The sequence below is a fragment of the Streptomyces sp. NPDC127084 genome (assembly GCF_042724175.1).
Lineage (GTDB): Bacteria > Actinomycetota > Actinomycetes > Streptomycetales > Streptomycetaceae > Streptomyces.
The window spans coordinates 1-12256 of sequence record NZ_JBHXFA010000091.1 but is presented as its reverse complement, the minus strand read 5'-3'; the positions used below and the strand labels follow the sequence as shown (position 1 = coordinate 12256).

The 12256-nt window shown below is 70.3% G+C and carries 9 protein-coding genes and 1 pseudogene; 2 read left to right on the top strand and 8 right to left on the bottom strand.

The features are described from left to right. Positions 1-137 precede the first annotated feature (137 nt). Positions 138-1193, top strand: coding sequence for an SGNH/GDSL hydrolase family protein (locus ACFWI9_RS21095; protein ID WP_387164112.1), 1056 nt, complete (start codon positions 138-140; stop codon positions 1191-1193). 80 nt (positions 1194-1273) lie between these two features. On the opposite strand, the pseudogene ACFWI9_RS21090 reads toward ACFWI9_RS21095, so the two are convergent. The 8 genes and pseudogenes from ACFWI9_RS21090 to ACFWI9_RS21055 form a co-directional block, all read right to left on the bottom strand. Beyond that, positions 1274-2726: pseudogene (locus ACFWI9_RS21090) on the bottom strand (glyceraldehyde-3-phosphate dehydrogenase). Between the two features lie 218 nt (positions 2727-2944). Next, positions 2945-4663 (bottom strand): acyl-CoA dehydrogenase family protein, encoded by a 1719-nt coding sequence (locus ACFWI9_RS21085; protein WP_387164110.1) that lies wholly within the window; start codon positions 4661-4663, stop codon positions 2945-2947. Between the two features lie 82 nt (positions 4664-4745). Next, a complete protein-coding gene (locus ACFWI9_RS21080; RefSeq protein WP_387164108.1) occupies positions 4746-5312 on the bottom strand; it encodes a PadR family transcriptional regulator in 567 nt (188 codons plus the stop codon). A gap of 144 nt (positions 5313-5456) precedes the next feature. Beyond that, the gene (locus tag ACFWI9_RS21075) at positions 5457-6062 is read right to left on the bottom strand and encodes a hypothetical protein (protein WP_387164106.1); all 606 of its coding nucleotides are present in this window, start codon (positions 6060-6062) and stop codon (positions 5457-5459) included. A gap of 17 nt (positions 6063-6079) precedes the next feature. After that, on the bottom strand, positions 6080-6991 hold the full coding sequence (gene htpX, locus ACFWI9_RS21070) for a zinc metalloprotease HtpX (protein WP_387164104.1): 912 nt from the start codon (positions 6989-6991) through the stop codon (positions 6080-6082). A gap of 102 nt (positions 6992-7093) precedes the next feature. Beyond that, positions 7094-8191: a polyprenyl synthetase family protein gene (locus ACFWI9_RS21065; RefSeq protein ID WP_387164103.1), complete on the bottom strand. Its 1098-nt coding sequence runs from the start codon at positions 8189-8191 to the stop codon at positions 7094-7096. After that, a complete protein-coding gene (locus ACFWI9_RS21060) occupies positions 8188-8646 on the bottom strand; it encodes a GNAT family N-acetyltransferase (RefSeq protein WP_387164101.1) in 459 nt (152 codons plus the stop codon). The genes ACFWI9_RS21065 and ACFWI9_RS21060 overlap by 4 nt, the downstream gene beginning before the upstream one ends. 214 nt (positions 8647-8860) lie before the next feature. After that, positions 8861-11251 (bottom strand): SpoIIE family protein phosphatase, encoded by a 2391-nt coding sequence (locus ACFWI9_RS21055; protein ID WP_387164147.1) that lies wholly within the window; start codon positions 11249-11251, stop codon positions 8861-8863. 185 nt (positions 11252-11436) lie between these two features. On the opposite strand from ACFWI9_RS21055, the gene ACFWI9_RS21050 reads away from it, so the two are divergent. After that, on the top strand, positions 11437-12195 hold the full coding sequence (locus tag ACFWI9_RS21050; protein WP_387164100.1) for a thioesterase II family protein: 759 nt from the start codon (positions 11437-11439) through the stop codon (positions 12193-12195). The last annotated feature ends 61 nt before the right edge of the window (positions 12196-12256 follow it).

Sequence of the window (12256 nt, the reverse complement as noted above, 5' to 3'; positions counted from 1 at the left end):
CAGTACACGAGCGGGCTATCTCGCGGCCGGTCACGCGGGGGGCGGCCCCGGCTCGCCCATGGGCTGGGGGGGGGGGGCCCGGTACCTGGTCGGCCGCGCCGGGGAAGGCCGTCGCGGCTCCTGCCGGGGCGTACTCCGTGCGCAATGTCGTGCACACCAGTGTCGGCGGCGGCCAAGCACGTATCACGCTGTCCAATCTCTTCGGTACCGCCCCGCTGCACGTCGGGGGCGCGAGTGTCGCCGTCGCCGGCCGCGGCGCCGAGGCCCTGCCCGGCACCCTGCGGGAGGTGCGGTTCGACGGGCAGCGGTCAGTCGCGATACCGGTGGGCGGGCATGTGGTCAGCGATGCCGCGCCACTCCCTGTTCCCGAGGACGGACGCCTGCTGGTCACGGTGTACGTCGCCGCGCCGGGACCGGGCATGGTCACCCTGCACTGGCGGGCCCACCAGACGTCGTATCTGGCCGTCGGGGACCGCACGCGGGACGCGGACGGCGCCGCGTACACCCGGCGTATCTCGTCCTGGCAGTATCTGACGGCAGTCGACGTGCTCGGTCAGTCCGTCCGCGGCACGGTGGTCGCGATCGGCGACTCGCTCACCGACGGTGCTGGTTCGACTCCGGACACGGACCGCCGGTGGCCGGACCGGCTGGCCGCACGGCTGCGTGCCGGCCGCTGGGGGTACGGGGTGGTGAACCAGGGCATCAGCGGCAACCGAGCCCTCAGCGACGGCACCGGGCCGAGCGGGCTCTCCCGCTTCGAGCGCGATGTGCTCGACCGGCCCGGTGTGCGGGTCGTGGTCATCGACCTGGGCATCAACGACATCATCAGGCCGCCACGCCCCGCGGGCCCCGGGGAGCTCACGGCCGCGCTGCGGACGCTCGCCGAGCGTGCGCGGGCCCGCGGGCTGCGGGTGGTCGGCGCCACGCTGATGCCGTTCGGGGGCCACCGCCGCCACACCCCCGCTCTGGAGGCCGTGCGGCAGGAGGTGAACGCGGCGATCCGCGAGGGCGCGGTCTTCGACGCCGTGCTCGATTTCGACCGGGCCCTGCGCGACCCGTACGCCCCGGGCCGGCTTGATCCGGCCTATGACTCGGGCGACCATCTCCACCCCAACGACGCCGGGTACGCGCGTATGGCGCAGAGCGTGGACCTCTCGGTGCTGATCGGCGACGGCGCCTCCGCCCGGCTCTGAGAGCAGCGGACGGGAAACACCGAGGGCGGTGACCGGTCCCCTTTCGGATCGGTCACCGCCCAGCGGTATGGGGACCCGGGTCAGACCACGGGAGCCGGGTAGGTCGGGTACTCCACCCCGGAGACGTGCTGCACGACCCGGATGACCTGGCACGAGTAGCCGAACTCGTTGTCGTACCAGAGGTAGAGGATCGCGTTGTCGCCGTCGACCTTGGTGGCGCCTGCGTCGACGATCGAGGCGTGACGCGAGCCGATGAAGTCGTTGCTGACCGCGTCGGGGGCACTGGTGAAGTCGATCTGGCGCTTCAGCGGCGAGGTCAGCGAGACCTTGCGGAGGTAGTCGAGGACCTCCTCGCGGGTGGCTTCGCGGCCGAGCCGCAGGCTGAGGATCGCGATCGAGACATCCGGCACCGGCACCCGGATGGAGCTGCCGGTGATGGGGGCCTTGAGCTCGGGCAGCGCCTTGGCGACAGCGGAGGCTGCGCCGGTCTCGGTGATGACCATGTTGAGCGGCGCCGAGCGGCCACGGCGGTCGGCCTTGTGGTAGTTGTCCAGCAGGTTCTGGTCGTTGGTGAACGAGTGGACGGTCTCCACATGTCCGCGCAGCACACCGTACTCGTCCGCCATCGCCTTGAGCGGCGGGACGATCGCGTTGGTGGTGCAGGACGCGCAGGACAGGATCTGCTCGTCCGGCTTGATCGTGTCGTGGTTGACGCCGTGCACGATGTTGGGGACGTCGCCCTTGCCGGGGGCCGTCAGCACGACCTTGTCGATACCGGGGCGCAGGTGCTTGGACAGGCCCTCGCGGTCCCGCCACTTGCCCGTGTTGTCGATGAGGATGGCGTCCTTGATGCCGTAGGCCGTGTAGTCGACCTCCGACGGGTCACCGGCGTAGATGACCTTGATCTCGTTGCCGTTGGCGACGATCGTGCTGTTCGCCTCGTCGACGGTGATCGTGCCCTGGAACTGGCCGTGGATGGAGTCCCGGCGCAGCAGCGAGGCGCGCTTGACGATGTCCTGGTCACCGCCCCGGCGGACGACGATGGCGCGCAGCCGCAGTCCGTTGCCGGAGCCGGCCTTCTCGATCAGCAGGCGGGCGACGAGCCGGCCGATACGGCCGAAGCCGTACAGCACGACGTCGCGTCCCTCGCGGCGCTCGATCTTGTTGGCCCCCGTGGGGCCGGCGGCCGGCGCCGCCATCCGCGGTGAACTCCGCGGCCGACAGGCCGCGGTCGTCGGCCTTGTGGGTCGCGGCGAGCATGCCGATGTCGATCTGGGAAGGGCCGAGATCGAGCGTGGTGAGCGCCTGGAGGAACGGCAGGGTGTCGGTGACCGAGAGCTCCTCGCCCGCGATCTGCCGTGCGAACCGGTGCGTCTTCAGGATGCTGACCACCGACTTGTTCACCAGGGAGCGGCTATGAAGGAGGACGGTGACGTCCCGCTCCCGGTGCAGCTTCCCGATGATCGGGATCATCGACTCCGCGATCTCCTCGCGGTTCTTCCAGTTTGTGAACGAGTCCTCGTTGACAGTCACAGGATTATCTTTCGAGCTAGGCGGTGCTCATATGCTAACCCGCCCACCTTTGGATCTTGTAGGTGCCCCCCGTCACACCGCTTGGACCCCATAGGTCACACAGGCCCCTCGGTCTGCGCCGGGCATGCGAGGGGCCCCTGGTCCGCCGGACGGTGCGGGCGGTCCAGGGGCCCTTGGCCGGGTCCCGGGGGCGGTGGCGTCGGGGGTGGGGTCAGGCGTTACGGGGCCATCTCGTACGCACCCGACAGCGCCTCGACCCGCGCCCAGACACGCGCCGAACGGGCCTCGTCCACGACGGGACGGCGTACCGCGCCGAGCGCCCAGCGCTGCTGCTGCTCGTTGGCGGAGTCCTTGCCGTGCAGCTCGACCGCGTGCGCCGAGAAGTCGCGGACGAGGACCGCGAACAGCTCGTCGAGCACGTCCTCGTCCAGCGCCGTGAGCCGGGCCTGCTCCAGGATCAGCTGGCCGTGCACGACCAGGGCGAAGAGCTGGCCGACGGCGAGCAGCAGATCGAGGTCACGGCTCTGCCGCTCGTCGGGGGCGGCGGTGGTGACGAACTCGCACAGGGCGTCGGCCTGCTCGCGGAAGCGGGCGACGTTGGGGACGTGGGCGTAGCCGTCGTAGGCCGGGCGCCAGTCGTGGAAGCGCACGGAGCCCAGACCGCGGGCGGGGCCCTGCCGGAAGAGGAAGTCGTCGTCGGCGGCGTCGAGGCGGGTCGGCACCTCGGGGTACTCCGCCGGCGCCAGCAGGTGGTTGCCCATGAACTTGAGGATCAGTGCCAGGTTGACGTGGACCGTGCCCTCCAGCTTCGGCAGTCCCCGGATCTCGGAGGAGGCCTGCGCGAAGTAGGTGTCCTTCTCGAAGCCCTTGGCCGCGATCACGTCCCACATGAGGTCGATGACCTTCTCGCCCTCGGTGGTGACCTTCATCTTGGTCATCGGGTTGAACAGCAGGTAGCGGCGGTCGTCGGGACCCGCGGAGCGGAAGTAGTCGACGGCGCGGTCGCTGAACATCTTCATCCCGACCAGCCGGACGTAGGCGTCGGCGAGCTCACGGCGCACGTGCGGGAAGGCGGTCACGGGGCGGCCGTAGAGGATGCGGTTGTGCGCGTGGGTGACGGCCTCGTACATCGCGTGCTCGCAGATGCCGATCGAGGCGGTGCACAGGTTGAACTTGCCGACGTTGACGGTGTTCAGCGCGGCGTCGAAGGCGGCGCGGCCAGTGTGCAGGATGTCCTCGGGTGCGACCGGGTAGTTCTCCAGCCGGAACTCGCTCACGTACTTCGAGGAGTCGACGACGTTCTTCACCAGGTGGTAGGCCGGGTGACGGCTGTCGGCGGCGAAGAAGACGTATCCGTCGGGGCCTTCGACATCGGTGCGGCGGCCGAAGACCGACACGAGGCCGGCCGCGTTGCCGTTGCCGATGTAGTACTTGGAGCCGGTGGCGCGGAAGCCGCCGTCGCCGTCCGGCTCCAGCAGCATGTCGGTGGAGTAGATGTCGGCGCCGTGCTCCTTCTCCGACAGACCGAAGGCGAACACCTCACCCTGGCCGAGCAGTTCGGCCGCACGGGCGCGGGCCGCCTCGTTGTCGCTCTGCCAGACCGGGCCGAGGCCGAGGATGGTCACCTGCCAGGCGTACCAGTAGTCGAGCCCGTAGAAGCCGAAGATCTCGTTGAGCGCGGCGATCCGGGCCGTGTCCCAGCGCTGGTTCTCGTCGCCCGCGGCGGCGGCCGGGGTGAGGAACGTGGCGAAGAGGCCTTCCTTGGCGGAGAAGTCGAGGAAGTCGGCGAGCCAGGTACGGGTGCGGTAGTCCTCTATCAGCTTGCGCTTGCCGCGCTCCTCGAACCAGTCGACCGTGGCGCGCAGCAGCCGGCGGGTCTCGGGGTCGAAGTGCGCCGGGTCGTAGGTGCGGGGGTTGAACAGCAGCGGGTCGGCCATGGATGGTCGCCTTCCGTGTGTCGGGTTCGGACGATGACGGTTGCGTGTGGTGCGGACTGCGGCTGGGGGATACGGCGGCGCTTCAGGGGGAATTGCGGGAAGCGCCGAGTCGGTGCAGGGTGGCGAGCACGTCGTCGAGCCAGTCGATGGTCATGTGCTCGTACGCGATTCCGCCGCGCAGCACGACGTGCTGGAGTTCCCGGCCGGCGTCCAGTGGGCTGGGGGCGTCGGGTCCGGTGAAGTCGCGGGCCTCGCCGGAGAGGTAGCGCGCGAGGCGGTCCCGGTGCCCCTGGCGGTGCCGCTCGACCTCGCGGATCAGCGCGGCGGGGTCGTCGAAGGCGGCGCCACGGATCTTCACGGCGAGCTCATGCCTTACGCTCTCGGGTTCGATCGGCTGGTGCAGCCACCGGGAGAGCTCGACTCGGCCGGGCTCCGCGACCGAGTACTCCTTCTTGTCCGGCCGCCCCTGCTGCGTCACGTCGCGGACGACGAGCAGTCCGTCGCCTTCCATGCGTTTGAGGACGCGGTAGATCTGCTGGTGGGTGGCGGTCCAGAAGTAGCCGAAGGACCGCTCGAACCGGCGGGCGAGCTCATAGCCGGAGCCCGGACTCTCCAGCAGGGAGACGAGAATCGCGTGGTCGAGGGCCATGGCGCCGATCTTATGCAACTCGTTGCATAAGGCAAGAGGCGGTGTCCCGATGAGACGGGGCTCACCCGGCGCCCGACCACCGCGCCCCCGACAACCACCACCGCGCCCGGCCCCGCCACCGAGCCGCACGCCTGCCGGGCGAGCCTATGCACCGAGCCCGGGTGCGCCCCATACGGGGAACCAGCGGTCCAGCTCGGGCTCGATCCGCAGATCATCCGCGAGCAGCGCCCTGACCTGGAGTTCGAGCGCATTGTCACGTCTCTCGTGGGCTCCGTGGAGTGGGGCGAAGGGATAGAAGGCGCCCCTCTTGTAGAGGTAGACCAGCGCGAGCACGCGGCTGTGGTCGTGGTCCGCGGGAGCGTCATGGAAGCCGACGACCGTGCAGAGGAGCTGCGGTCCGAAGCCCGCCTCTTCGAGCAGGGTGTTGACCGCATGCAGGTCGTTGACGAGCGAGACCGTGTCGTCGGCGGGGCGGCGGGTGACGAGCCAGGTGTATCCGTACGCGTCCCGTTCATAGGCGACGGGGAGCCCGGTGCGGGTCGCGTCGGCGTCGAGGAGCTCCCGTACGCCGTCCTGGATCCTGGCGAAGGCGCCGCCCTCGACGCCGGCGAAGCAGACCGATCCGCGCCCGGTGGGCAGGAATCCGGCACCCGCCTGGAGTGTGATCGCGGCGGCCGGCAGCCCGAACAGCTGGTCGAGGTCGGGGCTCACCGGCTTGCTGCGGCCGAGTATGGCGTCGAGGAAGCCCATGGCGGTGATCGGCGGCGTCAGCGGCCGAGCTCCCTGGAGATCCGGCCCAACTGGTCCAGGCGCTGCTCCAGCGTGGGATGCGAGGAGAGCAGCCGGCTCAGGCTCGCCCCGGTCGGGAGCGCGGGCGCGAACCAGAAGGCGTTGAACGGCTCCGCTTTCCGCAGATCCCGGGTCGGGATCCGGGCCATCTCGCCGGACACCTTGACCAGCGCGGAGGCAAGCGCCGACGGGCGTCCCGTCAGCAGTGCCGCGGCACGGTCGGCGGACAGCTCGCGATAGCGCGAGAGCAGCCGCGTCAGCAAAAAGCTGACCACATAGACGGCCGCGCTGACCAGGGGAACCACCAAGGCCACGATAGCGGTACCGGCATCGCGGCTGTTGCGCCCGAGACCGCTGTAGAGCCAGACGCGGATCATCACACCGGAGAGGACCCCCAGGAAAGAGGCGATGGTCATCACGACCACATCGCGGTGGGCGACATGGGACAGCTCATGGGCGAGGACGCCCTCCAGCTCCTCCGGCTCCAGCCGCCGCAGCAGCCCGGTGCTGGCGCAGATGAGGGCGGTCTTCTCGTTCCGCCCTGTGGCGAAGGCGTTCGGGACGTCACTGTCGGCGATCGCCACCCGCGGCTTGGGCATGTCGGCGAGCGCGCAGACGCGGTCGACCACCCCGTGCAGCTCCGGTGCCTGCTCGGGGGTGACCTCGCGGGCGCCCATGGCGCGGGCGGCGATCCGGTCGCTGAACCAGAACTGCGCGATGAAGAGACCGCCCGCGAGCAGCAGGACGATCCCCCAGGAGTCGCGCAGCACGGCGAGCAGGACGCCCACGAAGACGACGTACAGCAGCCCGATCAGGAACATCGTGCTCACCATGCGGGTAGTGAGCGCCCGATCCGGCGCGTAGCGCGAACGCGACCCGGTGGCTGGCATCTGATCACCCCTCCGGGCGGATTTCCATCACCATGGCCCCCTCTTACAAGGATGCCCCCTTTCCGGATACAGACGACATAAGGGGCATGGTGCGGGCGCTCGTCACGGCAGCCGGCTCACGGCCCACAGCGGCAGCCGCCGGAAGAAACCGACGGCTTCCGGGCGCCAGTGGCGCGGCCAGCGGCTGGTCTCGGTCGCGGCGGCCTGGGCATGGCGGCGCATGTCGGCGCGGAGGCGGTCGTCCACACCGTGGCGGCGGGCGATGGCCCGGACGCGCCCGATGGTCTCGTCCGGGCAGCCGGGGTCCCCCAGCGCGGCTTCCACCAGGGCCGACTCCGTCGGCGTCGCAGCGGCCAGGACGGCGCTGACGGCATAGCTGCGGCGGCCCGCCCTGATGTCGGAACCGGCCGACTTGGCCTGTGCCTCCTCGGTGCCGAAGAGATCGAGGTAGTCGTCGCGCAGTTGTCCGCCGATGCCGGCGAGCCGTGCGTAGCGGCTCAGTGTCCGGTCATAGGGCGCCGGGTCCTCGCCCGCGGCCAGCAGTCCCATCCGCAGCGGCGCCAGGATCGAGTAGCGGGCGCTCTTGTAGTCGGTCACCGTGTGCAGCAGTTCCTCGCCCGGTACGGCGTGCAGATCGCGCTCCAGGTCCACGACCTGGCCGGTGACGGTCTCGGTGGCGGCGCGCAGGTGAACGTCCATCAGGGACTGGCAGAGCCGCGCGGGAAGGCCGGCGTCCAGGAGCACGCGTACGGACAGGAACGCCGCCAGGTCACCCGCGAGTACGGCCAGTCCCAGTGCGGTCCCGGGGCGGTCCGGGTGTTCGTCGCGGTAGGCGTAGTACGTGGAAGGGCCGCCACGGCGGACGGGTGAGTCGTCGATGATGTCGTCGTGGATGAGCCCGTGTGTCTGGAGCAGTTCGATGCTGAGTGCCGCCGGCTCCAGGCCGGGCACGTCGCCGGGGGTCACCAGCCGGGCGGCTTCGTACAGGAGGGCGACCCGTAGCCGGTTGCCGCCGCGCAGGGAGAGATCCCTGAGCAGTTCCAGGCAGCGGGGCGTGAAGCGGCTCATCGGCGGCGTGTCGAGTTGCCGCGCGAGGGAGTCGAAGTACGCCTCGAAGCACACGTCGAAGCGGCGGCGGTGTCCCTCGACACGCCGTATCGCCGCCCCGGCATCCGACTCCGCCGTGTGGCGCGCCGTCATGTGAGCGGCCGTTCGTAGACGACGAAGCCCTCGTGCCGGGCCACCCGGTCGTAGAGGGCGCGCGCGGTCGTGTTGCCGCTGTGCGTCTGCCAGTAGAGCTTCTCGGCTCCCGCCTCCCTGGCCGCGGCGGCGGTCGCCTCGATGAGCGCCCTGCCCACCCCGCGGCCCCGGGACCCGGGAGTCGTGAAGAGGTCCTCCAGATAGCAGTAGGTACCCGCGGCCCAGGTGGAACGGTGCAGGACGTGGTGGCAGACGCCGGCCAGAGCGCCGTCGGACCACGCACCCAGCGCGCCCATGGGTTCCGCCGGATCGCTGAAGCGGGACCAGGTCAGATCGGTGACCGCGGGCGGGAGTACATGGTCGTAGAAGTCCAGATACGCCTTCCACAACGGCTCCCAGGCGGCTCGGTCGGCCGGGGCCAGGGGGCGGATGTCCAGGCCGGTGTTCGCGGGCAATGTTCCTCGCAGGTCGGTGATGACGGTGGGTCGGACCCATGTCGGACGCAGTTCGGACGCGGGTCGGCGACAGCGGATGGCCGTCGGCCACAGCTTGCCAGGTGCGGGGCGCTCGGGCCGTGCGCGGTCCGGTTGCCTCGGTGAAACCTCTCGATGGGCCCTCGATGGGCCCGCGATGAGCCCTTCTTTCCGACCAGTGGGTATCCCCCGCCGGTCAGCCTGCCCGTTCCGCCCGGGGCAGTGTCTGCTCGGTCCAGATCGCCTTGCCCCAGTCGCTGTAGCGCGTCCCCCAGCGCAGTACGAGCTGGGCGACGATGAACAGACCGCGCCCGCCCTCGTCGTCGTCCGCGCTGTGCCGAAGATGGGGTGCCGTGTGGCCGCCGTCCGCGACCTCGCACACCAGCGTGCGGTCCAGGATGAGCCGCAGGTGGAGCGGGCCCTCAGCATGTCTGACCGCGTTGGTGACCAGTTCGCTGGCGATGAGCTCGGTGGGGAACACCAGCTCGTCCAGGTCCCAGTCACGCAGCCGTTCCGCGATCAGCTCCCTGGCACGGCCGGCGGCGAGCGGCTCCGCCGGCAGGTTCCAGGTGGCGATCCTGCGGCTGTCGAGTTCACGGGTGCGGACCAGCAGGAGCGCCGTGTCGTCCGTGGTCATACTGCCCGGGAGGAGCTCGCAGATGGCGCGGTCGCAGAGGTCCTCAAGAGAGCCGGCGCCTTCGCTGAGGACTCGGCCCAGGGTCTCCAGGCCCTTGTCGATGTCCCGGTCGCGTGCCTCCACGAGGCCGTCCGTGAAGAGGGCGATCAGGCTTCCGACGGGCAGTTCGAGCTCATGGGACTCGAAGGGCAGTCCGCCGAGGCCGAGCGGGGGACCTGCCGGCAGGTCGGGGAAGCTGACCTGCCCGTCCGGGCGCACGATCGCGGGCGGCAGATGCCCGGCACGGGCCATGGTGCAGCGCCGTGACACGGGGTCGTACACGGCGTAGAGGCAGGTGGCGCCGGTGGCCACGTCGTCGTCACCGGTGAGGGCGCCCGCGTCGTCACCTGAGTCGACCGCCGACTGCCCCACGAGGTCGTCCAGCCGTTTCAGCAGTTCTTCCGGCGGAAGATCGGTGGGCGCGAGGGCACGGACCGTCGTACGCAGCCGTCCCATGGTGGCCGCGGCGTGCAGCCCATGACCGACGACATCGCCGACGACCAGCCCGACTCTGGTGCCGGACAGGGGGATGACGTCGAACCAGTCGCCGCCCACACCGCTCAGGTCGTCCGTGGGCAGATAGCGATGCGCCACGTCGACCGCAGAGTTCGCCGGGAGGTGCCGCGGCAGGAGCTGCCGCTGGAGGGCGAGTGCCGCCGAACGTTCCCGGGTGTAGCGGCGGGCGTTGTCGATCGACACGGCGGCACGGGTGACCAGTTCGTCCGCGAGCGCGACGGCGCCGCTGTCGAAGAGGTCGGATCCGTCTCGGCGTACGAAGGTGACCAGCCCGATCGCGCTGCCGCCGACCCGCAACGGCACGACGAGTGTGTCGTCCACGAGCACGAGTCCACCCGAGGAGAGGCTGCGGTACTGGGGCGAGCCAGGCGGATAGTCCACCGGGGAGGGCGGGCGGCTGCGGGCGACCGCGGTGTCCGTGGTGCCGCCGGACGCTTCCGAGCGTGCGGCGGTGCGCATCAGTTCGGTGCCCGCCGGACCTGCGGCATCGGGCATCTCGCCGTCCAGCACCGCGGGAGCGAGATCGACCTCGACCAGGTCGGCGAACCCGGACACCGCCACCGCCGCCAGCTCATCGGCGGTGACGATCACATCGAGGGTCGTTCCGACCCGGCGGCCTGCCTCGACCAGCAGGCTCAACTGCTGCTGCGCCCGGTAGCGGTCCGTGATGTCGAAGGCGTCCTCACAGAGTCCGAACACCTGACCGTCCGTGCCCTGGATCCGGTAGTACGAGCAGGACCAGACGTGCTCCCGCCCGGGGTCGCTGGGCTGTTCGCCCCGGAAGTGCAGGTCCAGGATCGGCTCCCCGGTATCCAGCACCTGGTGCATGACCTCGTCGAGGGTGTCCGGATAGCCCGGCGTCACGAAGTGGCCCAGGGGGTAGAGATCCCCGGCCAGCTCGCCGCGCACCTCTTCGAGGGGCTGGCCGAGTTCGTCCTCGGAGACCGCGTTGCACCACATGAGGCGGAGCTCTGTGTCGTAGGTGGCGAGGCCGACGGGTGACTGCGTGGCAAGGCCCTGCAGCATCGCGAGCTGGGTTTCCCACTCCCTGAGCGGTGCGTATTCCGCCGCTACGAGGATCCGCTGCGCCGGCCCGGCCCCGGACAGCGCGCAGACCGTGGCGACGAGGCGCACTCGGTGACCGTCACGGTGCACGCCGACGCATGCACCGCGTCGGCGTTCGCCCGCTGAGACGTCCGCGAGGGCGGCGCTTTCCAGAAAGGTGGCGACGGGTCGGCCGATGATCTCCTCGGTCGGATAGCCGAGGAGTTCGCCGGCCGCGGGACTCCAGCCGATCACCGTGTCATGGGCATCGAGTACGCACGTGGCGGCCTTCGTGACGTCCAGCGGACCACGGAAGTCGATGTCCCCAGTCGCCTTCCTCACGTAGCTCATGGTGCCCTCACCGGCCTGCCTCATCAGCTCCAGAGTCCGCCTGATGCCGACCCCTCGCAACCAAGCGGGGATCGGCTGAGCGCCCTGGCTGATCAGAGCCTCCGGGGAACGAGGCTTCCGATCAAGAGGCATTTCTGATCATGGTGTGCGAAGCTCGGGCCACGAGAAGTCCGGGAGGGAGCGACGTGGGCCAGTCAAGGCAGGACCCGAGCGAATGGGTCCACGTTTTCCACCCGGTGCCGGAGGCGGAGCGGCAGTTGGTCTGCTTCCCGCACGCGGGCGGTTCGGCGAGCTACTACTACGCCCTTTCGGCGGCCCTGAGCACGAGCCGGTCGGATGTCCAGGTCTCGGTGGTGCAGTACCCGGGGCGGGCCGACAGGCTGTCCGACGCGCCGCTGACGTCCATGGACACGCTGGCGGACAAGATCCACGAGGCGCTGGGGCCGATCCTGGGGCAGCGCCCGTATTTCTTCGGCCACAGCATGGGGGCGGTCGCCGCGTTCGAGGTGGCGCTGCGCGCGGAACGGGCCGGGGGCCATGGCCCTGAGCGGCTGATCGCCTCCGCGTGCGTGGCGCCGTCCCGGCGCGTCGACATGGGGCTGCGCCATCTGGACGACGCCGGTGTGCTCGCCGGGATCATGGGTCTCGGTGGCACCCAGGACGTGCTGAACGACCACCCGGAGGTCGCCGAGCTCATCCTGCCCGCCATCCGCGCCGATCTGCGGATGATCGAGCCTTATCGGGCCGGCACGGACGTCAAGCTGGACTGTCCGGTTTCGGTCTTCGCCCCCGACAGCGACCCCAGGGTGCCGCTCGCCGACTCCGAGGCCTGGGCGGAGCACACCAACGCCGCGGCCGACGTGCACGTCTTCCAGGGGGGTCACTTCTACTTCAACGACGTGCCCGACGAGTTCGCCGAACGTCTCGGGGGCGCGTTGGTGTGACGTGCGCGGGCAGCGCGGTGGGTTCAGTGTGACGGCAGGGCGCGGCGCCCGGCGGTGACCT

What these genes read in the sequence shown, in the direction of transcription:
- ACFWI9_RS21080 (WP_387164108.1), bottom strand. Translation starts at nt 5,312, where the DNA reads ATGGCCCTCGACCACGCGATTCTCGTCTCCCTGCTGGAGAGTCCGGGC.
- ACFWI9_RS21055 (WP_387164147.1), bottom strand. Translation starts at nt 11,251, where the DNA reads ATGAGCTACGTGAGGAAGGCGACTGGGGACATCGACTTCCGTGGTCCG.
- ACFWI9_RS21085 (WP_387164110.1), bottom strand. Translation starts at nt 4,663, where the DNA reads ATGGCCGACCCGCTGCTGTTCAACCCCCGCACCTACGACCCGGCGCAC.
- htpX (WP_387164104.1), bottom strand. Translation starts at nt 6,991, where the DNA reads ATGCCAGCCACCGGGTCGCGTTCGCGCTACGCGCCGGATCGGGCGCTC.
- ACFWI9_RS21065 (WP_387164103.1), bottom strand. Translation starts at nt 8,191, where the DNA reads ATGACGGCGCGCCACACGGCGGAGTCGGATGCCGGGGCGGCGATACGG.
- ACFWI9_RS21075 (WP_387164106.1), bottom strand. Translation starts at nt 6,062, where the DNA reads ATGGGCTTCCTCGACGCCATACTCGGCCGCAGCAAGCCGGTGAGCCCC.